Origin of the sequence: Pseudomonas sp., from assembly GCF_051660785.1 — a bacterium.
GTDB lineage: Bacteria > Pseudomonadota > Gammaproteobacteria > Pseudomonadales > Pseudomonadaceae > Aquipseudomonas.
Genome location: NZ_JBOFQE010000054.1, coordinates 78,017 through 103,342, shown reverse-complemented (window position 1 = coordinate 103,342; position 25,326 = coordinate 78,017). Strand labels below are relative to the sequence as shown.

Here is a 25,326-nt window from a genome sequence, read left to right as displayed (position 1 = left end):
CATTCGCGCAGAGCGGTTTGGATAAACCGCTCTGCCTTGCCGTTCGTGCGCGGCGTGTAAGGTTTGGTATAGATGTGTTTAAGCCCTAGCCGCTGGCATAGACGCTTGAAGCGTCCGGACTTGTAGCAAGGGCCGTTATCGGTCATCACCCGCTCAAAGCAGACGCCAAGGCTTGCGTAGTAGCGCAGAGCCCGAATCAGTGCGAGGCAGGCGCTGCGTCCACTTTGGTCTGGGTACAAGCCGCTGTGTGCCACTCGACTGTTATCGTCGATGGCAACATGGGCGTATTCCCAACCGACATGGTAAGAGCGGCCCTTTAGGCGGTCTCGCGTCACTCGGTGACCTGGTTTGTTAAAGCGCCCCAGCTTCTTGATGTCCAGGTGAAGCAGGCCTCCGGGCTGAGAATATTCGTAGCGAATCACCGGCGGTGGCGGTTCCAGGTATGCCAAGCGGTTGAGGCCGTTACGGCTCAATAACCTGCCTACAGTGCTGTGTCCCACCTTCAAGTCCCGGCTGATCTGGCGATAGGTTTTTCGCTGGCGACGTAGCTCAAGCACTTGTTCCTGGCACTTCTCAGGAAGCGCGTGCGGACAGAGCTTGGGGCGGGACGAACGGTCCTGCAGTCCTTCCTCGCCTTCAGCGCGATAACGATTAAGCCACTTGTAGGCCGTGCGAACACTGACTCCTTGGGACTGAGCTACCTCAACAGGTCTTAGGCCTTCTTTAAGTATTCGATGAACAAGAAGGGCTCGACCAGAAACGGTTAATCGGGCATTTTTATGAGTGTTCACTCGGGGCCTCCAGGTACTTGGTTTGGTTCGCACCTCCAATTTCCCGGAAAAGCCCCGAGTGAACAACCTACAGAGAGATCACAGCTAGCCTGCTGGCGATGACGGGCTGTCAGGCGACGAAGATCAAGCGCCTGGAACGAAGTGCTTCTGCGCCGTACCACGGGCAATCAGGCGGGAAATGTAGTCGAGCTTCTGCGCATCCTGATCCACAAAACGGAAGGTCAGTTGCAGCCAGTCGCTGTCGGGTTTCGGCTCAAACGCGACGATGGCGTGCAAGTAGCCATTGAGGCGGGCGACTTCTGCGTTCTCACCCTGCTCCAGGTCCAGCACCGCGCTGTCGAGGACTTGCGGCAGCGTGTCGGTGCGTTTCACCACCAGCAGCGCTTCCTTGATGCTCAAGGCTTTGATCACGCATTGCTGAATGCCGCTTGGCAGACGCAACTGGCCTTGACCCCGACCGCTGGACGGCGCGGAAGCAGCAACCGGTGCCTTGACCGGCGGGCTGTTGAGCAATCCGCGCGACGGGGCCGCCGCCGGTGTCGGAGCTGCGACCACGGCAGCCTTGCCGCCGGTCAATGCGCTCAGGGAATCGTTGCCGAAGGCCGAGTTCATTTTGGTCGGCGCACCGCTCATCAAGGCATCGAGCTTGCCGACCTTGTTCAGCGCCTGCTTGACCTTGGTCAGCAGTTGTTCGTTGGTGAAGGGCTTGCTGACGTAGCCGGAAACGCCGGCCTGAATCGCCTGGACTACGTTCTCCTTGTCGCCACGGCTGGTCACCATGACGAAGGGCATGGTCTTGAGGTTGTCCTGCTCGCGGCACCAGGTCAGCAGTTCCAGGCCAGACATTTCCGGCATTTCCCAGTCGCACAGCACCAGGTCGAACGCTTCCTTGGCCAGCATGGCCTGAGCCTTTTTACCGTTGATGGCGTCTTCGGTCCGGATACCCGGGAAGTAGTTACGCAGGCACTTCTTTACCAGGTCACGAATGAACGCCGCATCGTCCACCACCAACACACTGATCTTGCTCATCCACCACCCCTCGAAAAAATCCCGGCAAGCATACCGTTTTGCTGATGGCACATTGCCAAAAACCTTCAGTCACGCCGGGACTTTTCGTTCGCGGGTGCTGCTATTGAAGTCGAAAACCACACAAAAAAACGCCCGGCCAAAGGACCGGGCGTTTTTCTTGGGCAGTCTTACTTATCGTCAGCTTTGTCCGGAACATTAGCGGTTTCGGCACTTGTGCCTTCAACTTCTTCTTTCATGCGCTTGAGGCCCAGGTGCCGCACGTCGGTGCCGCGCACCAGGTAAATCACCAGCTCCGAGATGTTGCGTGCGTGGTCGCCGATCCGCTCCAGCGAACGCAGCACCCAGATGATGCTCAAGACCCGCGAGATAGAGCGTGGGTCTTCCATCATGTAGGTCGCCAGCTCACGCAGCGCAGTCTTGTATTCGCGGTCGATGATCTTGTCGTACTGGGCCACCGACAACGCCAGGTCGGCGTCGAAACGGGCAAAGGCATCCAGCGCATCGCGAACCATGTTGCGCACCTGGTCACCGATATGACGAACCTCGACGTAACCGCGCGGCGCTTCGCCTTCTTCGCACAGCTGGATGGCGCGGCGGGCGATCTTGGTCGCTTCGTCACCGATGCGTTCCAGGTCGATCACCGATTTGGAGATGCTGATGATCAGACGCAAGTCAGACGCCGCTGGCTGACGGCGGGCCAGAATGCGCAGGCATTCTTCGTCGATGTTGCGTTCCATCTGGTTGATCTGGTCGTCGATCTCGCGAACCTGCTGGGCCAGGCCGGAGTCGGCCTCGATCAGCGCGGTCACCGCGTCATTGACCTGCTTTTCCACCAGACCGCCCATGGCCAGGAGGTGGCTGCGAACTTCCTCCAGCTCAGCGTTGAACTGCGCGGAGATGTGATGGGTAAGGCCTTCTTTGCTAATCATGTTGGCGTCCTTGGAGCGTCCGGTAAGGTGCGGTGGACCGCAGCGTCAATTCAGTGAGCAACAACAGCTTCCTAGCCGTAGCGACCGGTGATGTAGTCTTCGGTCTGCTTCTTCGCCGGATTGGTGAACAGGGTATCGGTGTCGCCGAATTCCACCAGTTTGCCCATGTACATGAACGCCGTGTAGTCGGAAACCCGCGCGGCCTGTTGCATGTTGTGGGTCACGATGACGATGGTGAATTTCGATTTCAATTCGTAGATCAGCTCTTCGACTTTCAGCGTCGAGATCGGGTCGAGTGCCGAGCAGGGTTCGTCGAGCAGCAGCACTTCCGGCTCTACGGCGATGGTGCGGGCGATCACCAGACGTTGCTGCTGACCACCGGACAGGCCGAGTGCCGATTCATGCAGACGGTCTTTGACTTCGTCCCACAGCGCCGCGCCTTTCAACGCCCACTCGACCGCCTCGTCGAGGACGCGCTTTTTGTTGATGCCCTGGATGCGCAGGCCGTAGACCACGTTTTCGTAGATGGTTTTAGGGAACGGGTTCGGCTTCTGGAACACCATGCCGACGCGACGACGCAGCTCGGCCACGTCTTCGCCCTTGCGGTAGATGTTGTTGCCGTAGAGGTTGATTTCACCTTCTACGCGGCAGCCGTCGACCAGGTCGTTCATGCGGTTGAAGGTCCGCAGCAGCGTGGACTTGCCGCAGCCGGACGGGCCGATGAAGGCGGTCACGCGCTGTTTCGGGATGTTCAGGCTGACGTCGTACAGCGCTTGTTTGTCGCCGTAGAACAGATTCAGGCCCGGCACTTCGATGGCCACGGTTTCCTGTTCAAGACTCAGGCTCTGTTTGTCGCGGCCCAGGGCAGACATGTTGATGCCGTGGGTATGTGTTTCGTGCTGCATGGGAGGCTCCCTGTGCTAACAAATTCGGTTCGGGGCCGCAGGCCAGGCCTGCGGTTACGCAATTCTTTTGTAGGAGCCGGCTTGCTGGCGATGCAGACAACTCGGTCCCGCAGTCTCACCGCGGTGATGCCATCGCCAGCAAGCCGGCTCCTACAGTTGATTAGCTATCCAGCGCTTTGTATTTCTCGCGCAGATGGTTACGGATATAAACGGCCGACAGGTTCAATGTCGCGATCACCAGCACCAGCAGCAGCGCCGTGGCGTACACCAGCGGCCGCGCAGCTTCGACGTTCGGGCTCTGGAAGCCGACGTCATAGATGTGGAAGCCCAAGTGCATGATCTTCTGGTCCAGGTGAAGGTACGGGTAGTTGCCATCCAGTGGCAGCGACGGCGCCAGTTTCACCACGCCCACCAGCATCAGCGGCGCCACTTCACCGGCGGCGCGAGCCACGGCGAGGATCATGCCGGTCATCATGGCCGGGCTGGCCATCGGCAGCACGATCTTCCACAAGGTTTCAGCCTTGGTCGCACCGAGGGCCAACGAGCCTTCACGTACGGTGCGGGGAATCCGCGCCAGGCCTTCTTCGGTGGCCACAATCACCACCGGCACCGCCAGCAGCGCCAGGGTCAGGGACGCCCAGAGCAGGCCCGGCGTACCGAAGGTCGGTGCCGGCAACGCTTCAGGGAAGAACAATCGGTCAACCGAGCCGCCGAGTACATAGACGAAGAAGCCCAGACCGAACACGCCGTAAACAATCGCCGGAACGCCCGCCAGGTTGTTCACCGCGATACGGATAATCCGGGTCAGCGCGTTCTGCTTGGCGTATTCACGCAGGTAAACCGCCGCCAGTACGCCGAACGGTGTCACGATCATCGCCATGATCAGGGTCATCATCACGGTGCCGAAAATCGCCGGGAAGATCCCGCCCTCGGTGTTCGCCTCACGCGGGTCATCGCTGAGGAATTCCCAGACCTTGCTGAAGTAGAAGCCGATCTTGGTGAAGGTGCCCATGGCGTTCGGCTGATAGGCGTGAACCACTTTGCCGATGTCGATCACGACCTCTTTGCCGTTCGCATCGCGGGCCGTCAGGCTGTCGCGGTTGAACTGGGCGTGCAGGTCGGCAAGACGTGCTTCGATGTCCTGATAACGCGCATTGAGCTCGGCGCGCTCGGATTCCATGTCCGCTTGCGCGGTGGCATCGAGCGTGCCGGCCAGTTCCAGTTTGCGACCGTGCAGACGGATGCGTTCGAGCCCGGAGTTGATCGCACCGATGTCGACCTTTTCCAACGTCTTGAGCTGCGCGGCAAGCTGATTGACGCGGGCGACACGGGCCTGCAACTCAGGCCACGCGGCTTCGCCTTCAGCGATGACTTTGCCGTCCTGCTTGACGTTGACCAGGTAGCCGTAGAAGTTGCCCCACTCGCGACGCTCGATGGCCATCAGCTCCGGCGGCGTCTTCTGGTTGGTCAGCCACTCGCCGACGATCCAGGTGAAGTCGTTGCCGTTCAGGTCACGGTTGCCGACCTTGATCAGCTCGCGGGTCATGAATTCCGGGCCCTGATCGGGCACCGGCAGGCCAGCGCTTTTCAGGCGCTCGCGCGGCACTTCTTCTTTCTGCACCACTTCGCCAATGACGAGGTGGTTGGCCTGGCCCGGCACGTCGTAACTGGCGTGCACCAGGTCTGCCGGCCAGAAGTGGCCAAGACCGCGCACGGCAATCACTGCCAGCAAGCCAATGGTCATGATGACCGCGATGGACACCGCGCCACCGCTGATCCAGACGCCTGGGGCGCCGCTCTTGAACCATCCATTCAGGGAGTTCTGTTTCACAGACTTCTACCTTTCTTAAAGCGACGAGTATTTCTTGCGCAGACGCTGACGAATCAGTTCCGCGAGGGTGTTCATGACGAAGGTGAACAACAGCAGCACCAGCGCCGAGAGGAACAGCACGCGGTAGTGGCTGCCGCCGACCTCCGATTCGGGCATTTCCACCGCGACGTTGGCGGCCAGCGTTCGCAGACCTTCGAACAGGTTCATCTCCATGACCGGGGTGTTACCGGTGGCCATTAGCACGATCATCGTTTCACCGACCGCACGACCCATGCCGATCATCAGTGCCGAGAAGATGCCCGGGCTGGCGGTGAGGATCACCACTCGGGTCATGGTCTGCCACGGTGTGGCACCAAGGGCCAGGGATCCGAGGGTCAGGCCGCGAGGTACGCTGAACACGGCGTCTTCGGCGATGGAGTAAATGTTCGGGATTACTGCGAAACCCATGGCCAGACCGACCACCAGAGCGTTGCGCTGGTCGTAGGTGATGCCCAGGTCGTGGGAGATCCACATGCGCATGTCGCCGCCGAAGAACCAGGTTTCCATGTACGGGCTCATGTACAGCGAGAGCCAGCCCACCAACAGGATCACCGGAATCAGAATCGCGCTTTCCCAACCGTCCGGCACCCGCAGGCGCAGCGATTCAGGCAGGCGGCTGAAGGTGAAACCGGCGACCAGGATGCCGATCGGCATCAACAGCAGCAGGCTGAAAATCCCCGGCAAATGCCCTTCCACATACGGTGCGAGGAACAGGCCGGCGAAGAAGCCGAGGATCACCGTCGGCATCGCTTCCATAAGCTCGATTACCGGCTTGACCTTGCGGCGCATGCCCGGGGCCATGAAGTACGCGGTATAGATTGCAGCGGCAACGGCCAGTGGCGCGGCCAGCAGCATGGCGTAGAACGCGGCTTTCAGGGTGCCGAAGGTCAGCGGAGACAGGCTCAGCTTCGGTTCGAAGTCGGTGTTGGCCGCAGTCGATTGCCAGACGTATTTAGGCTCGTCGTAGTTCTCGTACCAGACCTTGCTCCACAACGCGCTCCACGACACTTCCGGGTGCGGGTTGTCGAGCAGCAACGGTTGAATCTTGCCGCCCGCTTCGACGATCACGCGGTTGGCCCGTGGCGACAGGCCGAAGAGGCCTTGGCCGTCAACCACCTGATCCACCAGCAAGGTGCGGTGAGCGGTGCTGTGGAACACGCCGAGCTTGCCGGACGCATCGAGGGCAACGAAGCCTTTGCGACGTTCTTCGGCGGTGATTTCAACGATGGGCGTGGTGCCCATCTGGAAAGTGCGGATCTGCTTCAGACGCAACTCGCCATCCGGGTCACGGGCCATGAACCACTGGGCCAGGCCACCCTTGGAGTCGCCGAGGATCAGCGAGATGCCGCCCACCAATTGAGTACTGGCAGTGATTTCCGCCTCGCCGTTTTCGAGCAGTTTGTAGCGACCGTTGAGGCTCTTGTCGCGCAGGCTGAACACGTCGGCCTGCGCACGACCGTTAATCACATACAGCCATTGCTGACGCGGGTCGACGAAGATGTTCTTCACCGGCTCGGTCATCTGCGGCAGATCGATACGCTTCTGCTCGTTGGTGATTTCGCCGGTCATCATGTTTTCTTCGCTGGTGAGCGAGAGCACATTGAGTTGCGAACCGGTGGAGCCGACCAGCATCAGGGTGCTGTCAGTGGCGTTGAGGCTGACGTGTTCCAGCGCACCACCCGCCTCGTTCAGCGCAATCGGGGTTTCGCCGTACGGGTATTCAATGGCTGGCGAGATGGTCTTCTTGCCGTCCGGGTAGCTGACTTTATAGGTGTGACGGAACACCAGCGCCTGGCCGTTGGAGAAGCCCACCGCCACCAATGGATGGCCCGGTTGGTCTTCGCCGATGGAGGTCACGGTAGCACCGGCCGGAACCGGCAGATCGACGCGCTTGAGTTCGGCGCCAGTGTCGATATCAAAGAACAGTGCCTGCCCTTTGTCGGAAACCCGCATGGCGACCTGATTCTGCTCTTCCAGGGAGATCATCAGCGGCTTGCCGGCGTCTTGCATCCAGGCAGGCGTGATGGTGTCCTTGGCAGTCAGGTCGGCACCCTGGAACAGGGGGAAGACGACGTAGGCAAGGAAGAAAAAGATCAGCGTGATCGCACCGAGGACGGCGAGGCCGCCGACGAGGACGTACCAGCGGGTCAGGCGATCTTTGAGCGCGCGGATGCGGCGCTTGCGTTGCAGCTCAGGCGTATTGAAGTCAATTCGCTTGGGGGGATTCGTAGTCATGGTGGAATTGGCCAGATCATTCATGCGCACACCCTAGCGATCCTGTATGACAGAAAGATGACAATGCAGTGACGCAACAAATCCGCCGCCAGCGGGAACTGGCAGTGGACCGGAAATTTGGGGGTGTAGGAGCCGGCTTGCTGGCGATGGCATCACCGCGGCGAACGTGTCAGACCGAGTCGACAGAATCGCCAGCAAGCCGGCTCCTACAGGTCCGGGTTTACCCCGGGCCTAGGGTTTTACTTTTTTGCGACTTCAGCGCCGCCTTCCTGCAGACCCAGGTCAGCCAGTGCTTTGGCAGCAACTTTGGCCGGCAACGGGATGTAGCCGTCTTTCACTACAACTTCCTGGCCCTGTTTGGACAGAACCAGTTTCACGAACTCGGCTTCCAGCGGGGCCAGAGGCTTGTTCGGGGCTTTGTTGACGTAGACGTAGAGGAAGCGCGACAGCGGGTACTTGCCGTTCAGGGCGTTTTCTTCGGTGTCTTCGATGAAGTCAGTGCTGCCTTTCTTGGCCAGGGCCACGGTCTTCACGCTAGCGGTCTTGTAGCCGATGCCCGAGTAACCGATGCCGTTCAGCGAGGAGCTGATCGACTGAACGACCGAAGCCGAACCTGGTTGTTCGTTGACGTTTGGCTTGTAGTCGCCTTTGCACAGGGCTTCTTCTTTGAAGTAGCCGTAGGTGCCGGATACCGAGTTACGACCGAACAGCTGAACCGGCTTGTTGGCCAGGTCGCCGGTCACACCCAGGTCGCCCCAGGTTTTCACGTCGGCTTTGGCGCCGCACAGACGAGTGGACGAGAAGATCGCGTCGACTTGTTCCATGGTCAGGTGCTGGATCGGGTTGTCTTTGTGAACGAAGACAGCCAGGGCGTCCACGGCAACCGGGATAGCGGTTGGCTTGTAGCCGTACTTCTGCTCGAAGGCAGCCAGTTCGGTGTCCTTCATCTTGCGGCTCATCGGGCCCAGGTTAGAGGTGCCTTCAGTCAGCGCAGGTGGCGCAGTGGCGGAGCCAGCCGCCTGAATCTGGATGTTTACGTTCGGGTATTCTTTTTTGTAGTTCTCAGCCCACAGGGTCATGAGGTTGGCCAGGGTATCGGAGCCGACGCTGGACAGGTTGCCCGACACACCAGTGGTCTTGGTGTAGCTCGGGATAGCAGGGTCAACAGCGGCAACCGCGTTGGCAGTCGCAACGCCAGCAGCGACAAAAGTCATTGCCGCCATCAAACGCTTCAGTTTCATGCCTTACTCCTAGCAGATAGGGTGTGTTAAGTCGGGGCCAAGTATCAGCAGGCCGTGTGAACACTCTATGGCTGAAATATGACAATTGGATGAAAGGCCAGCATTCGGGTTTTTACAGAATGATTCATGCGGACCAATCGCCAGCAGGCTAGCTCCCACATGGGAATGCATTTCAATGTGGGAGCCAGCCTGCTAGCGATTGGGGCCGGTACAGCACAGACAATTCAGGGATCAGCGCCCCTTCTTCCAGAGATAAGCACCCACCAGAATCCCGACACCGCAAAGAACCGCTACGTAATACGACGGCCCCATCGGGCTTTCCTTGAGCAACAGGCTGACGATCATCGGCGTCAGGCCGCCAAAAATGGCGTAGGCGACGTTGTAGGAAAACGACAGGCCACTGAAGCGCACTACAGGCGGGAAGGCTTTGACCATCACGTAGGGCACGGCGCCGATGGTGCCGACCAGCAAGCCAGTCAGGGCATACAGCGGGAACAGCCAGTCGGGATGCGCGGCCAGGCTGTGATAGAAGGTCCAGGAGCTGAGCAACAGTGCCGCACAACCGAACACGAAGACCCGCCCTGCGCCGAACCGGTCCGACAGTGCACCGGCAATGATGCAGCCAAAACTCAGGAATACGATCGCCAGGCTATTGGCTTGCAGCGCCGTGGTTGGCGAGAAGTGGTACACCGTCTGCAGCACGGTCGGCGTCATCAGGATCAACACTACGATGGCGGCGGACAGCAGCCAGGTCAGCAGCATGGAAATCAGGATCGCTCCGCGATGGTCACGCAGCACCGCGCGCAGCGGCACTTCTTCGGCCAGGGCCTTGCGCAGTTGCAGCTCGGCGAAGACAGGGGTTTCGTGCAGCCAGCGGCGCAGGTAGACCGAGAACAATCCGAATACGCCACCGAGCAGGAACGGGATCCGCCAGGCGTAATCGGACACTTCAGCCGGGGTGTAAAGGCTGTTGATCGCGGTGGCGACCAATGAACCCAAGAGGATGCCAGCCGTCAGACCGCTCGTCAGGGTGCCGCAGGCATAACCGATATGACGCGCTGGCACGTGTTCGGAAACGAATACCCACGCGCCCGGCACTTCACCGCCAATCGCCGCGCCTTGAATCACCCGCATCAGCAGCAACAGGATCGGCGCCCACATGCCGATCTGCGCATAGGTCGGCAGCAAACCCATGATCAGGGTCGGCACCGCCATCATGAATATGCTCAGCGTGAACATCTTCTTGCGACCCAGCAGGTCGCCGAAGTGCGCCATGACAATGCCGCCCAGCGGGCGAGCAAGGTAGCCGGCGGCGAAGATGCCGAACGTCTGCATCAGGCGCAGCCACTCGGGCATGTCCGCCGGGAAGAAAAGCTTGCCCACCACCGTGGCGAAGAACACGAAGATGATGAAGTCGTAAAACTCCAGCGCACCACCCAAGGCAGACAGCGATAAAGTCTTGTAGTCGCTACGGGTTAACGGGCGTGCAGGCTGGGTCGGCTGCGCGATGCTAGAGGGCGCTGTGGTCATGGCAAGGGCTTCTCTTATAGTCGGATCTGCAACCCCAACAACGCTGGCGAGGGCTTGGGCAGGTCCGGCACGATAGCAAATTGTTCGAAAAAGCACATAGAGGTGCGTATTTGACAGTCAAAATGAGAACCGGACGGTCGTCTCGGAGTCTACCGACCGATATACTCGCTGCATTGCAGCATTTGTAAGGGGTTGCTGTGCGAAAACGCGCTGGCTGTCAGGCAAGGTAATTGCCTGATTCAGTCGCTTTCGCAGAGTTTCCCTTTAGGCGCCTTACGAAAAACGTGACGAACGTAGTATGTTCGGGCTGAATCGTTTTTCCTTGAGACGGCTATTCACCTGAAGTACCAATGAAGAGTCACGGGTCAGAGGCACCCCCGGCATGATAGAGCTCGAACAAGAAGATCCAATCCCGCAAGGCGACCTGGCCCTGCAAATCACCGCGCTTCCGCGTGAAACCAACGGCTTCGGCGATATTTTCGGCGGCTGGCTGGTAGCACAGATGGATTTGGCCGGCACCGCGATGGCCAGCAAAGTCGCTGGCGGACGCGTGGCGACTGTTGCGATTGATCGCATGGCGTTCCTGGTGCCGGTGGCAGTGGGCGCCCAGCTCTCCTTCTATACCCAGGCGCTGGAAATCGGCCGCAGCTCGATTCAGATGATGGTCGAAGTCTGGAGCGACGACCCGCTGTCCAGCGAGTGGCGTAAAGTGACTGAAGCCGTGTTTGTGTTTGTCGCCATCGACGGCAGTGGACGCACCCGTTCGGTTCCACCACGCGCGCGTTAAACGCCGCGATCGTTTTGCGGTCCATTGCAGTCATTGTTCCTGATCGAGAGCTGTTCCATGACAACGCCCAACGTTGAAGCCGTGAAACTGGATGAACTGAACTGCTGGCGAATCCGCCACGGTCAGGCCGAATTGCTGGTCGCCCAGCAAGGCGCGCACATCCTCAGTTATCAAGTGGCCGGCCAACCGCCGGTGATCTGGCTTAACGACGAAGCCGTGTTCAAGACCGGCAAGAGCATCCGCGCCGGTGTGCCGGTGTGCTGGCCGTGGTTTGGCAATTTCCCGCGCAACCCGCAAAGCGTCCAGGCGATGCGCGTGAGCAACGAGCCGCCGACCGCCCACGGTTTTGTCCGGGCGATGGATTGGGAATTGGGCGGTATCGAAGCCGAGGGCGAAAGCCTGAAGGTGGAATTCGTCCTGCCCTACCCCGAAGGCGGCTTCCCTGGCTGGCCGCATCAGGTGGATCTGAAGCTAAGCATTCGTCTGGATGAGCAACTGCACATCAGCCTGACCAGCCACAATCGCGGCACCGACAAAGTCACCATCAGCCAGGCGCTGCACAGCTATTTCGCCGTCAGCGATGTGCGCAATGTGCATGTCGAAGGGCTGGATGGCTTGAGCTATATCGAAACCCTGGATGACTGGAAAACCAAGGCTCAGACCGGTGAACTACGTTTTACCGGCGAGACTGATCGCATCTACCTCAATACCCCGGCGAAGCTGAGCATTGTCGACCCGGCCTGGGAACGGCGCATCGAGCTGACCAGCAGTGGTTCGCGCACGGCAGTGATCTGGAACCCTTGGATTGATCGTGCCGCAGCGTTCAGTGACATGGCTGACGATGGCTGGCAGAAGATGCTGTGCATCGAGACGGCGAATGTGATGGATGACGTGGTGACATTGGCGCCGGGTGCGAGCCATACCTTGGGTGTCAGCGTCGGCGCAAAACCGCTCTAAGCCATACCGTAATACGAAATGTGGGAGCCAGCCTGCTGGCGATGGCGTCGTGTCAGTCAACTTGAAAGTATCCGACCCACCGCTATCGCCAGCAGGCTGGCTCCCACAGTTATTTCGAGTGGCTGTTAGAGATCGGACTCCTGCACCACCCGCACCTTCGCCGCATCCAGCGCATACGCCGCGTCAGCCAGATCATTGTTGACCTTCTCGATCTTCAGCGTGCCGGTCACCCACAGCGGCGTGTAGATATCATCCAGCTTCAATCCCTTCGGATACCGCACCAGCACCAACTGATTAGGCGGCGGTGGCGGCACGTGGATGCAGGCGCCGGGGTACGGCACGAGGAAGAACAGCGTGCTGCGACCCTTGGCGTCGGACTCCAGCGGCACCGGATAACCACCGATGCGGATGTTCTTGTCGTTCATCGACGGCACGGTTTTGGTCGAATACATCACCGCCGGCAAGCCCTTGCTCTGCTTCATGCCACCCTTTTCGGTAAAGGTGCCATCGCCTTCAGGGGAGTTGTGGTCGATTTCGGGCATGGCCTCAAGGGCCTTCTGGTCCGACTTGGGCATCAGTTCGAGCCAGTCGGTTTCCGGCAATTCGCCGGCATGGGCCAAACCACTGCCCAACAGGAGGAGAGTCAACAAAAGACGGCGCATGGAGGTGCTCGGTAAGGAAAGGACGTGTAACGCCGAGCATTCTAGCCCTCCCCGCGTGCGCCGCAGAGAGGACTTTGTCGCTTAAATCAGTTCTTTCTGATCAAGCCGTAGATCACCAGCAACACCACCGCGCCGACCAGCGCACCGATGAAGCCTGCACCTTCGCCCGCGCGATAGATGCCCAGAGCCTGACCGCCGTAAGTGGCCGCCAGCGAACCGCCGATACCGAGCAGGATGGTCATGATCCAGCCCATGCTGTCATCGCCCGGTTTCAGGAACCGAGCCAGCAGGCCGACGATCAAGCCGATAAAGATGGTTCCGATAATTCCCATGACATTTCCCTCTGATTTGAATGGCTATGCCAAAGCCTAGTCAGACTTTGGCATCCTGCCATGAGAGAACGGCGACACTTGAATGGTTCCGCCGCTGCCACATGAAACTGTTTATTCGGCGATGAGCGCTTCGACCTTGAGGATCTGCGCGGCCAGTGTTTCGCGGTTTGCACAACGCAGGTTGGCGTGACCGACCTTGCGGCCGACCTTGAACGCCTTGCCATAGTGGTGCAGATGGCAATCGGCGATGGCCAGGACTTTCTCGGTCTCCGGCACTTTACCGATGAAGTTGAGCATCGCGCTCTCACCGACCTTGGCCGTCGAACCCAGCGGCAGACCGGCAACGGCCCGCAGGTGGTTTTCGAACTGGCTGCACTCGGCGCCTTCGGTGGTCCAGTGCCCGGAGTTGTGCACGCGCGGGGCGATTTCGTTGGCCTTGAGGCCACCGTCGACTTCAAAGAACTCGAACGCCATCACGCCGACGTATTCCAGCTGTTTAAGCACGCGGCTGGAGTAGTCTTCGGCCAGTGCTTGCAGCGGGTGATCGGTGCTGGCCACGGACAGCTTGAGGATGCCGCTGTCGTGGGTGTTGTGAACCAGCGGATAGAACTTCGTTTCACCATCACGAGCGCGCACGGCGATCAGCGAAACTTCACCGGTGAACGGCACGAAACCTTCCAGCAGGCAGGCGACGCTGCCCAGTTCGGCGAAGGTGCCGACCACATCTTCGGGTTTGCGCAGGACTTTCTGGCCCTTGCCGTCGTAACCCAGGGTGCGGGTTTTCAGTACGGCCGGCAGACCGATAGAAGCAACGGCGGCGTCCAGATCGGCTTGCGATTGAATGTCGGCGAACGCTGGGGTTGGAATCCCCAAGTCCTTGAACATGCTCTTTTCGAACCAGCGATCACGGGCGATGCGCAAGGCTTCGGCGCTCGGATAGACCGGGACGAACTGCGACAGGAACGCCACGGTTTCGGCCGGGACGCTTTCGAATTCGAAGGTCACCAGATCGACTTCATCGGCCAGCTGACGCAGGTGGTCCTGATCGCCGTAATCGGCCCGCAGGTGTTCGCCCAACGCAGCTGCGCAAGCATCCGGCGCCGGGTCCAGGAAAGCGAAGTTCATGCCCAGCGGAGTGCCCGCCAACGCCAACATGCGACCCAACTGGCCGCCACCGATTACACCGATCTTCATCGTCAACAACCTCAGGCGATGCGTGGGTCTGGATTTTCCAGGACGCTGTCTGTCTGCTCAGCGCGGAATTTTTTCAGCACCGCGTGGAATTGCGGGTGCTTGGCGCCGAGGATACTCGCCGACAACAGCGCGGCGTTAATCGCGCCGGCCTTGCCGATGGCCAGGGTGGCGACCGGAATGCCCGCAGGCATCTGCACGATCGAGAGCAGCGAATCGACGCCCGAAAGCATCGACGACTGCACCGGAACGCCCAGCACCGGCAGGTGGGTCTTGGCCGCACACATGCCAGGCAAGTGGGCCGCGCCACCGGCACCGGCGATGATCACCTCGATGCCACGCGCCTCGGCCTCTTCGGCGTACTGGAACAGCAGGTCCGGGGTGCGGTGGGCGGAGACCACTTTCACCTCGTAAGGGATGCCGAGCTTTTCCAGCATATCGGCGGTGTGGCTAAGGGTGGACCAATCGGACTTGGAGCCCATGATCACGCCAACCAGTGCACTCATCGTCGTGCCTCTTCTCTCTGGGCGCCCGCAGGCGCGTCAAAAAACAACAAGCCACGCAAAAATGCGTGGCTTGATTGTACGAATTATGGCCGGACGAACCGGCCGAAGGCCGCGCAGTATACCTCAATGAAGCAGATAAACAGCCCCCGTTGCGACCATCTGTCATATGCCGCAGAACGGTGTCTTTGCTGACTCGAAAGTCAACGGATCACAACTGACTCCAACACGGCATGCAACGCTGGCGTAACAACAAAATACTTCAACTAAATCCCCTTACAAAAACATCTAAAACATACTGCGCAATACAACCACGACTGTCCAGAAAAGCAAAACCGGCACTCGCATGGTATATATCGATGCAGCACCAAAAAGAACAACCAACACGCAGACATCCATCCTCATTCCAAAACTATCGAGAGCTGTCGCTCCATGAGAACTACCTATGTCCATTGCACTAAGACTTTTCGCACTTATCGTTACTTTGATATTAAGCATCAGTGCTAACGCACTCAATAAACAGAGCGGGCTTACCGACAATATCGAGGACCCTTTCCGACTGTTCGTCCTATTCCACGACGACGTTCCAGAATCAAAACGAAGTACCGTTTACGTTGAGCATATCCGCCCCTTTACAGCGGAATTTGAAAAAATAACCGGTCGGCAAATCAGCGTAGTCTTTGATCGAAGCCGGCCACCCTATACCAACTTCAACTACAAAGCTGAAGACCATAAAGCCATGTTTGAACGCTGGAAGAAACTGACATGGACCTATAGAGCAGAACGACATGACAGCAATGAATTCCTCTTCTCCCGTAATGATCGAATCCTTTTAATCACCAATGACTTCATTAACGGCAGCCCTCTCTTTGGAGGGACTGGAGGTATCGCAACTCAGCCTGGGAACTCTGCCATTGCTTCGCTTGATTACAAGCAGATAGTCGGGCACGAGCTGGGGCATTCATTTAATGCCATCCACGAAGACGGCGAAGTACTTTATAACGGATGGTGGTGCGAAACCTTTATGTTCGAACCCCTGCCGTTCCGATCGAATTGCTATGTATTCAGCGAAGCAAACAAAAAGCACATAAAAGCGTACGTCGACAGTCAGTCCTGAAACTAGCCGCAGGCGCGAGATTCTGCTCGCTCCTGCGGCACCGTCATGCTCCAGCCGCAGCCCCGCCTTCGAGCTTGCGCCACAACAACCTTACATTCGCCTTGCGCACCAGCGCGCAACGGTACAAACGAATCTCCAGCGGCACATGCCATTGCGGGCCGCCGCAGACCACCAGCTCACCACGCGCCAGTTCGGCGCGGACGCTGAGCTGCGGCACCCAGGCAATCCCCAATCCCTCCAGCGCCATGCTTTTCAGGCTGTCGGCCATGGCGGTCTCATAGATGGTGGTGAAGCGCAGCGCGCGCTGGCGCAACAGCATGTTCACCGAACGCCCAAGAAACGCACCGGCGCTATAGGCGAGCAACGGCACACTGCCTTCGCCCTCCAGATCGAACAACGGTTTGCCGTCGGCATCCGCCGCGCAAACCGGCAGCATCTCGGTGTGGCCCAGGTGCAGCGACGGGAAGATTTCCGGGTCCATCTGCAAGGCTGCATCCGGGTCATAGAACGCCAGCATCAAGTCGCACCCGCCTTCACGCAACGCATGCACCGCGTCGCCGACGTTAGTCGCCACCAACCGCGTGGCAATGTTCAAGCCTTCGTTACGCAGCTGCGCGATCCAGCGCGGAAAGAAACCCAACGCCAATGAGTGAGCGGCAGCCACTTGCATCACTTCGCCCTGCCCACCTTCCAGATGATGAAGATGGCGCAGCACTTCGCCGAGCTGTTCGACCACGGTCCGTGCGGTCACCAGGAACAGCTGCCCCGCCGCCGTCAACTCGATCGGCGTGCGCGAGCGATTGACCAATTGCAGCCCCAGCGCGGCTTCAAGGCTGCGGATTCGGCGGCTGAACGCCGGCTGGGTCACGAAGCGTCGTTCCGCAGCTTGGGAGAAGCTGCGGGTGGCGGCCAAGGCACTGAAGTCCTCGAGCCATTTACTTTCCAGATTCATCCGTCCTCCCGGACACGCACCAATTTAGGTCACACGCTCGCCGCATTCGCGGCGTCACATGGGCATTATGCCGAATGTGCATAGGCCAGTGTTTAACAGCATTGGCCGAAAATTCTCCACAAGCCTAGCATTTGCAGTGTTCCGGCACAGACCGGGTCCCTATCGAGATGATTTCTATCATGTCCTCCGCTGCATCTTTCCGCACAGAAAAAGACCTGCTTGGCGTACTCGAAGTACCTGCGCAAGCGTATTACGGCATCCAGACCCTGCGAGCGGTGAACAACTTCCGTCTCTCGGGCGTTCCGATTTCGCATTACCCGAAGCTGGTTGTCGGCCTGGCAATGGTCAAACAGGCCGCCGCTGACGCCAACCGCGAACTGGGTCACCTGAGCGAAGCCAAGCACGCTGCCATCAGCGAAGCCTGTGCACGTTTGATCCGCGGCGATTTCCACGAAGAGTTCGTGGTGGACATGATTCAAGGCGGCGCTGGCACTTCAACCAACATGAATGCCAACGAAGTCATCGCCAACATCGCGCTGGAGGCCATGGGTCACCAGAAGGGCGAATACCAATACCTGCACCCGAACAACGACGTGAACATGGCGCAGTCGACCAACGACGCCTACCCGACCGCGATCCGTCTGGGTCTGCTATTGGGTCATGACGCTCTGCTGGCCAGTCTCGACAGCCTGATCCAGGCGTTCGCCGCCAAGGGCCAGGAATTCAGCCACGTATTGAAGATGGGCCGTACCCAGCTGCAAGACGCCGTGCCGATGACCCTGGGTCAAGAATTCCGCGCCTTCGCCACCACCCTGAGCGAAGACCTGGCGCGCCTGAAAACACTGGCACCTGAACTGCTGACCGAAGTGAACCTGGGCGGCACCGCGATCGGCACCGGCATCAACGCCGACCCGCGCTACCAGCTCCTGGCCGTGCGGCGTCTGGCATTGATCAGCGGTCAACCGCTGGTTCCGGCGGCCGACCTGATCGAAGCCACTTCCGACATGGGCGCCTTCGTGCTGTTCTCCGGCATGCTCAAGCGCACCGCGGTCAAGCTGTCGAAGATCTGCAACGACCTGCGCCTGCTGTCCAGCGGCCCACGCACCGGCATCAACGAAATCAACCTGCCGGCGCGTCAGCCAGGCAGCTCGATCATGCCCGGCAAGGTCAACCCGGTTATCCCGGAAGCCGTGAACCAGGTAGCGTTCCAGATCATCGGCAACGACCTGGCCCTGACCATCGCGGCCGAAGGCGGCCAACTGCAACTGAACGTGATGGAGCCGCTGATCGCGTTCAAGATTTTCGACTCGATCCGTCTGCTGCAACGCGCCATGGACATGCTGCGCGAGCACTGCATCGTCGGCATCACCGCCAACGAAGAACGCTGCCGTGAACTGGTCGAGCACTCGATCGGTCTGGTCACCGCGCTGAACCCGTACATCGGCTATGAAAACGCCACCCGCATCGCCCGTATCGCTCTCGAAAGCGGCCGCGGCGTGCTGGAACTGGTGCGCGAAGAAGGCTTGCTCGACGACGAAATGCTCGCCGACATCCTGCGCCCGGAAAACATGATTGCTCCGCGTCTGGTTCCGCTTAAAGCCTGATCCGACGCGTTACTTGTAGCACCGCTCACCAGGTCGAGGGACTAGACACCTCTCACCTTTTGAGGGCTTGGGGATTTATTCCCCAGGCCCTTTTTTTTAACTCGTTAAGCGACAACACCGACCCTGTGGGAGCGAGCCTGCTCGCGATAAACGATGACGCGGTCTAACTGAAAAACCGCGGTGCCTGCATCGCGAGCAGGCTCGCTCCCACAAGAGCCCGGCGCCGGTAACGCCGGGTGTTTCAAAGGCTTCAGTTCACCGAATGCACCACAACCGTGCAGACGGACGGCACTCTCCTAGGTATAGTGCCGCCCCTCTTCGCGTGAGCGGTCGTCGGTAACGAGGCCCAAACCCATGCGAAACCCGAACTAATAACAAACCTGCGATATGGGCCCGGGACGAACACTCGCCTCACTGTTGTGCCACGTGCACATCGGTGTAACGCGATGTTTCTACCTGCCCAGCATTTGCCTACACAAAAAACAGCGAGGAATAATCCATGCTCGAAGTCATTAACGACTTCCTCTCAGGGAAAGTACTGATCGTGCTCATTGTCGGGCTCGGTAGCTACTTCACGATCCGCTCGCGTTTCGTTCAATTGCGCCACTTCTTCCACATGTTCGCGGTGTTCCGCGACAGCCTGAAAAGCAGCGCCGGGCAACTCAGTTCGTTCCAGGCCCTGATGCTCAGCCTCGCCGGCCGTGTCGGCGCGGGTAACATCGCCGGTGTCGGCATCGCCGTGACCCTCGGTGGCCCGGGTGCGGTGTTCTGGATGTGGGTGACCGCACTGGTCGGCATGTCCAGCAGCTTCTTCGAATGCTCCCTTGGTCAGCTCTACAAACGAACGGATGCCGACGGCACCTACCGTGGCGGCCCGTCCTACTACATCCAGCACGGTTTGCAGAAGCGCTGGTTGGGTATGGTCATGGCGTTCCTGTTGCTGGTGACCTTCGGGTTTGCCTTCAACGGCCTTCAAGCCCATGCCGTCACTCACTCGCTGAACAACGCGTTCGGCCTCGACACCACCTACACGGGCCTGGCCCTGGCGGTGTTGCTGGGCATGGTGTTCATCGGCGGGATCAAACGCATCGCCAAGGTCGCTGACCTGCTGGTGCCAGTGAAAACCCTGGTGTACATCGGCGTGACCATCTACGTGATCGTGCTGCAATTCGACCACGTGCCGGCGATGCTGATGACCATCGTCAAAAGCGCTTTCGGTCTGGATCAAGCCTTCGGCGGCCTGATCGGCAGCGCCATCGTCATGGGCGTGAAGCGTGGCGTGTTCGCCAACGAAGCGGGCCTGGGCAGTGCGCCGAACGTTGCCGCTGTGGCTTCGGTCGAGCACCCGGTGGCACAAGGCGTGGTTCAGGCGTTCAGCGTGTTCCTCGACACCTTCGTGATCTGCACCTGCACCGCGTTGCTGATCCTGCTCTCGGGTTTCTACACACCGGGTTTCGAAGGCGATGGCATTGCCTTGACCCAGAACTCCCTGGCCGCCGTGGTCGGTGACTGGGGCCGGAGTTTCATCTCCGTAGCCCTGTCGTTGTTCGTCTTTACTTCGATCCTCTACAACTACTACCTGGGCGAGAGCAACCTGCGCTTCCTGATCGGTGAAAACCGCAAGGCGCTGATCGGCTACCGCGCGCTGGTGCTGGTGTTGATCTTCTGGGGTGCGATCGAGAACCTGGGTACGGTGTTCGCGTTCGCCGACATCACCATGACCCTGCTTGCGTTCGTGAACCTGATCGCGCTGTTCCTGCTGTTCAAGGTTGGCATGCGCATCCTGCGTGACTACGACGACCAGCGTGCTGCCGGGATCAAGACGCCGGTGTTCGATTCCAGCAAGTTCCCGGATCTGGACCTGGACCTGAAAGCCTGGCCCGCCAACCCGCCAGCGGCTGCCACCCGGGCTGAAGCTGAGCCGCAAGGCGTACCCGCAGCGCAACGCTGATCGTTAAAAGAAGGGTGCACAAACCTGTGGGAGCCAGCCTGCTGGCGATGCCGGACTGTCAGATGACACATTAGTGTCTAACATACCGCCATCGCGAGCAGGCCGGTCTCGCTCCCACATGTCATCTCTTGCGGAGACTTCCCCATGGTTCCCAATTCCTTTCCTGCCGCCCAGCACGTCATGGTGCTCTACACCGGCGGCACCATCGGTATGCAGGCCAGCGCCAATGGCCTGGCCCCGGCGTCCGGCTTCGAAGCGCGGATGCGCGAATACCTGAACAGCCAGCCTGAACTGGTGGTGCCGCAGTGGCGCTTTCGCGAAATGTCGCCGCTGATCGACAGCGCCAACATGAGCCCGGCGTACTGGCAGCAACTGCGTGAAGCGGTGGTCGACGCCGTTGATGTCCACGGCTGCGACAGCGTGCTGATCCTGCACGGCACCGACACCCTCGCCTACAGCGCGGCAGCCATGAGTTTTCAATTGCTCGGCCTGCAGGCCCGCGTGGTGTTCACCGGGTCCATGCTGCCGGCCGGCGTGACCGACAGCGATGCCTGGGAAAACCTCAGTGGTGCGCTGGTTGCTCTGGGGCAAGGCCTGGCCCCGGGCGTTCATCTGTACTTCCACGGTGAACTGCTGGACCCGACCCGTTGCGCGAAAGTCCGCAGCTTCGGGCGTCATCCGTTCAAGCGGCTGGAGCGTCAGGGCGGTGGTGTGAAGGCCACTTCACTGCCGGCTCAATTGAATTACAACCAGAGTAAGCAGTTGGCCAAAGTCGCTGTGTTGCCGTTGTTTCCTGGCATTGGCGCCGAGCAACTTGATGGCGTGCTGAACAGCGGCATTCAAGGCTTGGTCCTCGAGTGCTACGGCAGCGGCACCGGGCCGAGCGATAGCCCTGAGTTTCTGGCCAGCCTGGAGCGAGCGAGGGACAAGGGTGTTGTGGTTGTGGCGGTTACGCAGTGCCACGAAGGTGGTGTCGAGCTGGACGTTTATGAGGCCGGTAGCCGATTGCGTGGCGTTGGCGTGCTTTCGGGCGGCGGCATGACCCGTGAGGCGGCGTTCGGCAAGTTGCATGGGTTGTTGGGTACCGGGCTCGACTCCGCTGAAGTGCGACGACTAATCGAACTCGACCTCTGCGGCGAACTCAGCTGAAACAATACAAAACCTGTGGGAGCGAGCCTGCTCGCGATGCGGTATGTCAGACACATTAATGTTGAATGTGCCGACGCCATCGCGAGCAGGCTCGCTCCCACAGAATCTTCACTGGGCACACAACTTGCTGCCGTTCCAGCATCCCAAGGCTGGAACACCCCATGCTCCATTCCCACCTCACCACCCTCAACGCCGTCTCTCTGGTGCTCAATGCCTTCAAAGGCGAAGGCTTGTCCAGCGAGGCACTGTTGGCAGGAAGTGGCATCAGCGCGGCGGATCTGGGCCGGGCGGACACGCGCATCACCACCAACCAAGAGATGCAGGTCTGCGCCAACGCGGTCGCGCTCAAGCGTGATATCGGCCTGGAACTGGGGCGGCGCATGCACGTTTCGTCCTACGGCATGCTCGGTTATGCGCTGCTCACCAGTGCCACCTTCGGTGACGCTTTGCGCCTGGCGATACGTTATCCGGCGCTGCTGGGAACACTTTTCGAGTTGAGCCTGGAAGATGACGGCGAGCGCACCTGGTTTGTGGCCGCCGATTACCGGGAGAACCCGGCTCTGGCGGTGTTCAACGCCGAGTTCTGTCTGGTGTCGTTGAAAGTCACCTGCGATGACTTACTCGGGCACCCGCTGCCATTACTCGCGGCACGTCTGGAACATGCGGCACCCGACTATCAGGCGACCTACGCCGAACACTTCGACTGCCCGTTGCACTTCGACGCACGGGACAACGCCTTCGCTTTCGACAAGCGCTGGCTCGACCAACCCTTGCCGCTTGCCGATGTCATCACCCATCAGGCCATGGTCGAACGCTGCCGCAAACAGAACACCGAGTTCACCGGGCGTCAGGCGTGGCTGGGGCGGATTCGAGAGTTGCTCCGTGCGCAACTGAATGCGGCGCCGGGGCTGGAAGGTTTGGCGCTGCAAATGAATTGCTCGGCGCGCACGTTACGTCGCCATCTCAAGGATCTGGGATGCAGCTATCAGGAATTGCTCGACGAATTACGCTTCGAACAGGCCAAGCAGATGCTTTGCGAAGACCATCTGCCGATCTACCAGATCGCCGAGGCGCTGGGCTTCAGCGAAACCGCAAGTTTCCGCCATGCGTTTGTACGCTGGAGCGGCGTAGCACCCAGCCAGTTCCGCCCTTGACCCACCCCCTGTGGCGAGGGGATTTATCCCCGTTCGGCTGCGAAGCAGTCGTAAACACGGTTTAACTTTGAAATGCCGGGGCCGCTACGCAGCCAAACGGGGATGAATCCCCTCGCCACAGGGGTCTGCACTCCATGCTCTGAACCGGGGCACGCCTGCGCCACAGGGGGGCGAATTCCGGTCAATTATTTTGGCCATATCGATCCCCTTTTGGCCTTTCCTGCCGTTCTCCCAAACGCCGGCGCCCGCAAGACTGTGTTCAACCGAATCAGCCTGCGGAGAACAAGAAATGCTGACGATCTACTCGGACGATCACCACCTGCACCACGGCCGGTGTGAATTGATGGACGGGCAACTCATGCCCTGCTTCGAAATGCCCTCTCGGGCCGACCATGTCTTGCAGCGTGTGCAAAAACAGAACCTCGGCCCGGTCGAAGCGCCGCAGGATTTCGGCCTCGACCCGATCGCGCGCATTCACAGCCGCGACTACCTGGACTTCTTCAAAGGTGCCTGGGCACGCTGGACCGAGTTCAATACCGACGGCGACTTGCTGCCCTACACCTGGCCGGCCCGCACTCTGCGCCGAATCATCCCCACCAGCCTGCACGGCCAGCTCGGCTATTACAGCTTCGACGGCGGCGCACCAATCACCGCCGGTACCTGGCAAGCGGCGTACAGCGCAGCGCAAGTGGCCCTCACCGCCCAAGCCGCGATCCAGCGTGGCGCTCGCAGTGCCTTCGCCCTGTGCCGTCCACCGGGACACCACGCCGCCAGCGACTTGATGGGCGGTTACTGCTACCTCAACAACGCCGCCATCGCCGCTCAAGCCTTCCTCGATCAGGGCCACAAAAAGGTTGCGATCCTCGACGTCGACTACCACCACGGCAACGGCACCCAATCGATTTTCTATGAGCGCAGCGATGTGCTCTTTACGTCGATCCACGGCCATCCGGAAGCCGAGTTTCCGTTCTTCCTCGGCTACGAAGACGAACTCGGCGAAGGGGCCGGCGAAGGCTTCAACTTCAACTACCCTTTGCCGGCTGGCAGCGGCTGGGACAGTTGGAGTGCCGCGCTGGAACAGGCCTGCAAAGAGATCGAGAAATACGGCGCCGACATTGTCGTTGTCTCCCTGGGCGTCGATACCTTCAAGGACGATCCCATCTCCCAGTTCAAACTCGACAGCCCGGACTACCTGGCCATGGGCGAGCGCATCGCGAAGCTCGGCAAACCGACGCTGTTCGTGATGGAAGGCGGTTACGCGGTAGAAGAAATCGGCATCAATGCCGTGAACGTTCTCGAAGGTTTTGAAAGCGCCCAATGAGGAATTAGAACAATGAACAGACTCAAGCGTTTTATCGCACCGGTGCTCTGCGCCACGGTGCTCGGTGGCGCCGCCCACGCTGAAGAGCGAACGTTGCGCGTCTACAACTGGTTCGACTACATCACCCCCAAGGCGCTGGAAGATTTCAAGGCCCAGAACACCCAGACCAAACTGGTCTACGACATCTTCGACACCAACGAAGCACTGGAGGCCAAGCTACTGACCGGCAACTCCGGCTACGACGTAGTAGTGCCGTCCAATGTGTTCCTCGCCAAGCAGATCGAAGCCGGCGTGTTCCAGCCGCTGGACCGCAGCAAACTGCCGAACTGGAACCACCTCGATCCGAAGCTGATGAAGCTGCTGGAAGGCAACGATCCGGGTAACAAATTCGCCGTGCCGTACATGTACGGCACCATCCTGATCGGCTTCAACCCGGACAAGGTCAAGGCCGCACTGGGCGACAATGCGCCGGTGGACAGTTGGGATTTGATCTTCAAGGAAGAGTACATCAGCAAACTCAAGCAGTGTGGCGTCGCCCTGCTCGATTCGCCGTCGGAGATCCTGCCGCTGGCCCTGCAACACCTCGGTCTGGACCCCAACAGCAAGAAGCCGGCGGACTACGAAAAGGCTGAAGCGCTGCTGATGAAAATTCGGCCGTACGTCACTTACTTCCACTCGTCCAAATACATGGCCGACATTGCCAACGGTGATATCTGCGTCGCAGTCGGTTACTCCGGCAGCTTCTCCCAGGCCGCCAACCGCGCCAAGGAAGCCAAGAACGGGGTCGTTGTCGACATGCGCCTGCCGAAAGAAGGGGCGCCGATCTGGTTCGACATGCTCGCCATTCCCAAGGGTGCGAAGAACCCGGAAGACGCCTACACCTTCATCAATTACCTGCTGCAACCGAAGGTGATCGCGCCTGTCAGCGACTTCGTCGGCTACCCGAACCCGAACAAGGACGCCACGGAGCTGGTTGATCCGGCGATCCGCAACAACCCGAACCTGTATCCGACGGAAACGGCGATGGGCACGCTGTACACCCTGCAACCGTTGCCGCGTGATGCCGAACGCGCACGGACCCGGGCCTGGACCAAGATCAAGTCCGGGACCTGAAAA

General features: G+C 59.7%; 22 protein-coding genes. 9 read left to right on the top strand and 13 right to left on the bottom strand.

What is annotated here, in order from left to right; all coding sequences use genetic code 11:
- From ACRC4F_RS13185 to ACRC4F_RS13150, 8 genes are all read right to left on the bottom strand, one after another.
- Positions 1 to 791 (bottom strand): IS481 family transposase (locus ACRC4F_RS13185; RefSeq protein WP_438659689.1); only part of this gene is annotated, 791 nt, incomplete at its 3' end.
- A gap of 123 nt (positions 792 to 914) precedes the next feature.
- Positions 915 to 1,820: a response regulator gene (locus ACRC4F_RS13180; protein ID WP_438659688.1), complete on the bottom strand. Its 906-nt coding sequence runs from the start codon at positions 1,818 to 1,820 to the stop codon at positions 915 to 917.
- 167 nt (positions 1,821 to 1,987) lie between these two features.
- Positions 1,988 to 2,749 carry a phosphate signaling complex protein PhoU gene (gene phoU / locus ACRC4F_RS13175; RefSeq protein ID WP_205889324.1) on the bottom strand — a complete coding sequence of 254 codons (762 nt, stop codon included), beginning with the start codon at positions 2,747 to 2,749 and terminating at the stop codon, positions 1,988 to 1,990.
- A gap of 71 nt (positions 2,750 to 2,820) precedes the next feature.
- A complete protein-coding gene (pstB, locus tag ACRC4F_RS13170) occupies positions 2,821 to 3,654 on the bottom strand; it encodes a phosphate ABC transporter ATP-binding protein PstB (protein WP_438659687.1) in 834 nt (277 codons plus the stop codon).
- Between the two features lie 160 nt (positions 3,655 to 3,814).
- A complete protein-coding gene (gene pstA / locus ACRC4F_RS13165; protein ID WP_438659686.1) occupies positions 3,815 to 5,485 on the bottom strand; it encodes a phosphate ABC transporter permease PstA in 1,671 nt (556 codons plus the stop codon).
- A gap of 15 nt (positions 5,486 to 5,500) precedes the next feature.
- Positions 5,501 to 7,534 (bottom strand): ABC transporter permease subunit, encoded by a 2,034-nt coding sequence (locus tag ACRC4F_RS13160; protein WP_438659690.1) that lies wholly within the window; start codon positions 7,532 to 7,534, stop codon positions 5,501 to 5,503.
- 464 nt (positions 7,535 to 7,998) lie between these two features.
- Positions 7,999 to 9,000 (bottom strand): phosphate ABC transporter substrate-binding protein PstS, encoded by a 1,002-nt coding sequence (locus tag ACRC4F_RS13155; RefSeq protein WP_438659685.1) that lies wholly within the window; start codon positions 8,998 to 9,000, stop codon positions 7,999 to 8,001.
- A 231-nt stretch (positions 9,001 to 9,231) separates the two neighbouring features.
- Entirely contained in the window at positions 9,232 to 10,530 is a 1,299-nt protein-coding gene (locus tag ACRC4F_RS13150; protein WP_438659684.1) for an MFS transporter, read from the bottom strand.
- 382 nt (positions 10,531 to 10,912) lie between these two features.
- Here ACRC4F_RS13150 and ACRC4F_RS13145 point away from each other — a divergent pair, with 382 nt between their 5' ends.
- Positions 10,913 to 11,317 carry an acyl-CoA thioesterase gene (locus ACRC4F_RS13145; RefSeq protein WP_007896491.1) on the top strand — a complete coding sequence of 135 codons (405 nt, stop codon included), beginning with the start codon at positions 10,913 to 10,915 and terminating at the stop codon, positions 11,315 to 11,317.
- A gap of 57 nt (positions 11,318 to 11,374) precedes the next feature.
- Positions 11,375 to 12,274 (top strand): D-hexose-6-phosphate mutarotase, encoded by a 900-nt coding sequence (locus ACRC4F_RS13140; RefSeq protein ID WP_438659683.1) that lies wholly within the window; start codon positions 11,375 to 11,377, stop codon positions 12,272 to 12,274.
- A 125-nt stretch (positions 12,275 to 12,399) separates the two neighbouring features.
- Here the strand turns inward: ACRC4F_RS13140 and ACRC4F_RS13135 are convergent, their stop codons facing one another.
- The 4 genes from ACRC4F_RS13135 to purE form a co-directional block, all read right to left on the bottom strand.
- Positions 12,400 to 12,936 (bottom strand): DUF3299 domain-containing protein, encoded by a 537-nt coding sequence (locus tag ACRC4F_RS13135; RefSeq protein ID WP_438659682.1) that lies wholly within the window; start codon positions 12,934 to 12,936, stop codon positions 12,400 to 12,402.
- Between the two features lie 86 nt (positions 12,937 to 13,022).
- Positions 13,023 to 13,268 (bottom strand): GlsB/YeaQ/YmgE family stress response membrane protein, encoded by a 246-nt coding sequence (locus ACRC4F_RS13130; protein WP_131058957.1) that lies wholly within the window; start codon positions 13,266 to 13,268, stop codon positions 13,023 to 13,025.
- A 111-nt stretch (positions 13,269 to 13,379) separates the two neighbouring features.
- On the bottom strand, positions 13,380 to 14,462 hold the full coding sequence (locus ACRC4F_RS13125; protein ID WP_438659681.1) for a 5-(carboxyamino)imidazole ribonucleotide synthase: 1,083 nt from the start codon (positions 14,460 to 14,462) through the stop codon (positions 13,380 to 13,382).
- Between the two features lie 11 nt (positions 14,463 to 14,473).
- Positions 14,474 to 14,965, bottom strand: coding sequence for a 5-(carboxyamino)imidazole ribonucleotide mutase (gene purE / locus ACRC4F_RS13120; protein WP_008150032.1), 492 nt, complete (start codon positions 14,963 to 14,965; stop codon positions 14,474 to 14,476).
- 442 nt (positions 14,966 to 15,407) lie between these two features.
- Between purE and ACRC4F_RS13115 the strand changes: the two genes are divergently transcribed.
- Complete coding sequence (locus ACRC4F_RS13115) at positions 15,408 to 16,079, top strand: hypothetical protein (RefSeq protein WP_438659680.1); 672 nt, start codon at positions 15,408 to 15,410, stop codon at positions 16,077 to 16,079.
- 43 nt (positions 16,080 to 16,122) lie between these two features.
- Here the strand turns inward: ACRC4F_RS13115 and ACRC4F_RS13110 are convergent, their stop codons facing one another.
- On the bottom strand, positions 16,123 to 17,031 hold the full coding sequence (locus ACRC4F_RS13110; protein WP_438659679.1) for a LysR substrate-binding domain-containing protein: 909 nt from the start codon (positions 17,029 to 17,031) through the stop codon (positions 16,123 to 16,125).
- 179 nt (positions 17,032 to 17,210) lie between these two features.
- Between ACRC4F_RS13110 and aspA the strand changes: the two genes are divergently transcribed.
- The 6 genes from aspA to ACRC4F_RS13080 all read left to right on the top strand — a co-directional run bounded on the left by aspA (position 17,211) and on the right by ACRC4F_RS13080 (position 25,323).
- The gene (aspA, locus tag ACRC4F_RS13105) at positions 17,211 to 18,635 is read left to right on the top strand and encodes an aspartate ammonia-lyase (protein ID WP_438659678.1); all 1,425 of its coding nucleotides are present in this window, start codon (positions 17,211 to 17,213) and stop codon (positions 18,633 to 18,635) included.
- 499 nt (positions 18,636 to 19,134) lie between these two features.
- A complete protein-coding gene (locus ACRC4F_RS13100) occupies positions 19,135 to 20,586 on the top strand; it encodes an alanine/glycine:cation symporter family protein (protein ID WP_438659677.1) in 1,452 nt (483 codons plus the stop codon).
- 144 nt (positions 20,587 to 20,730) lie between these two features.
- Positions 20,731 to 21,735 carry an asparaginase gene (locus ACRC4F_RS13095; RefSeq protein WP_438659676.1) on the top strand — a complete coding sequence of 335 codons (1,005 nt, stop codon included), beginning with the start codon at positions 20,731 to 20,733 and terminating at the stop codon, positions 21,733 to 21,735.
- A 161-nt stretch (positions 21,736 to 21,896) separates the two neighbouring features.
- Complete coding sequence (locus tag ACRC4F_RS13090) at positions 21,897 to 22,889, top strand: AraC family transcriptional regulator (protein WP_438659675.1); 993 nt, start codon at positions 21,897 to 21,899, stop codon at positions 22,887 to 22,889.
- Positions 22,890 to 23,178: 289 nt separating this feature from the next.
- Positions 23,179 to 24,210 carry a histone deacetylase family protein gene (locus tag ACRC4F_RS13085; RefSeq protein ID WP_438659674.1) on the top strand — a complete coding sequence of 344 codons (1,032 nt, stop codon included), beginning with the start codon at positions 23,179 to 23,181 and terminating at the stop codon, positions 24,208 to 24,210.
- Positions 24,211 to 24,222: 12 nt separating this feature from the next.
- Positions 24,223 to 25,323, top strand: coding sequence for a polyamine ABC transporter substrate-binding protein (locus ACRC4F_RS13080; protein WP_438659673.1), 1,101 nt, complete (start codon positions 24,223 to 24,225; stop codon positions 25,321 to 25,323).
- The last annotated feature ends 3 nt before the right edge of the window (positions 25,324 to 25,326 follow it).

Bases quoted from the DNA above. Each gene is read 5' to 3' on its own strand.
- pstB (WP_438659687.1), bottom strand. From the start codon at position 3,654: ATGCAGCACGAAACACATACCCACGGCATCAACATGTCTGCCCTGGGC.
- ACRC4F_RS13090 (WP_438659675.1), top strand. From the start codon at position 21,897: ATGCTCCATTCCCACCTCACCACCCTCAACGCCGTCTCTCTGGTGCTC.
- ACRC4F_RS13160 (WP_438659690.1), bottom strand. From the start codon at position 7,534: ATGCAAGACGCCGGCAAGCCGCTGATGATCTCCCTGGAAGAGCAGAAT.
- purE (WP_008150032.1), bottom strand. From the start codon at position 14,965: ATGAGTGCACTGGTTGGCGTGATCATGGGCTCCAAGTCCGATTGGTCC.
- ACRC4F_RS13130 (WP_131058957.1), bottom strand. From the start codon at position 13,268: ATGGGAATTATCGGAACCATCTTTATCGGCTTGATCGTCGGCCTGCTG.
- ACRC4F_RS13080 (WP_438659673.1), top strand. From the start codon at position 24,223: ATGAACAGACTCAAGCGTTTTATCGCACCGGTGCTCTGCGCCACGGTG.
- ACRC4F_RS13115 (WP_438659680.1), top strand. From the start codon at position 15,408: ATGTCCATTGCACTAAGACTTTTCGCACTTATCGTTACTTTGATATTA.
- ACRC4F_RS13085 (WP_438659674.1), top strand. From the start codon at position 23,179: ATGCTGACGATCTACTCGGACGATCACCACCTGCACCACGGCCGGTGT.
- ACRC4F_RS13145 (WP_007896491.1), top strand. From the start codon at position 10,913: ATGATAGAGCTCGAACAAGAAGATCCAATCCCGCAAGGCGACCTGGCC.
- ACRC4F_RS13155 (WP_438659685.1), bottom strand. From the start codon at position 9,000: ATGAAACTGAAGCGTTTGATGGCGGCAATGACTTTTGTCGCTGCTGGC.
- aspA (WP_438659678.1), top strand. From the start codon at position 17,211: ATGTCCTCCGCTGCATCTTTCCGCACAGAAAAAGACCTGCTTGGCGTA.
- ACRC4F_RS13125 (WP_438659681.1), bottom strand. From the start codon at position 14,462: ATGAAGATCGGTGTAATCGGTGGCGGCCAGTTGGGTCGCATGTTGGCG.
- ACRC4F_RS13100 (WP_438659677.1), top strand. From the start codon at position 19,135: ATGCTCGAAGTCATTAACGACTTCCTCTCAGGGAAAGTACTGATCGTG.
- ACRC4F_RS13180 (WP_438659688.1), bottom strand. From the start codon at position 1,820: ATGAGCAAGATCAGTGTGTTGGTGGTGGACGATGCGGCGTTCATTCGT.
- ACRC4F_RS13110 (WP_438659679.1), bottom strand. From the start codon at position 17,031: ATGAATCTGGAAAGTAAATGGCTCGAGGACTTCAGTGCCTTGGCCGCC.
- phoU (WP_205889324.1), bottom strand. From the start codon at position 2,749: ATGATTAGCAAAGAAGGCCTTACCCATCACATCTCCGCGCAGTTCAAC.
- ACRC4F_RS13140 (WP_438659683.1), top strand. From the start codon at position 11,375: ATGACAACGCCCAACGTTGAAGCCGTGAAACTGGATGAACTGAACTGC.
- ACRC4F_RS13135 (WP_438659682.1), bottom strand. From the start codon at position 12,936: ATGCGCCGTCTTTTGTTGACTCTCCTCCTGTTGGGCAGTGGTTTGGCC.
- ACRC4F_RS13095 (WP_438659676.1), top strand. From the start codon at position 20,731: ATGGTTCCCAATTCCTTTCCTGCCGCCCAGCACGTCATGGTGCTCTAC.
- ACRC4F_RS13150 (WP_438659684.1), bottom strand. From the start codon at position 10,530: ATGACCACAGCGCCCTCTAGCATCGCGCAGCCGACCCAGCCTGCACGC.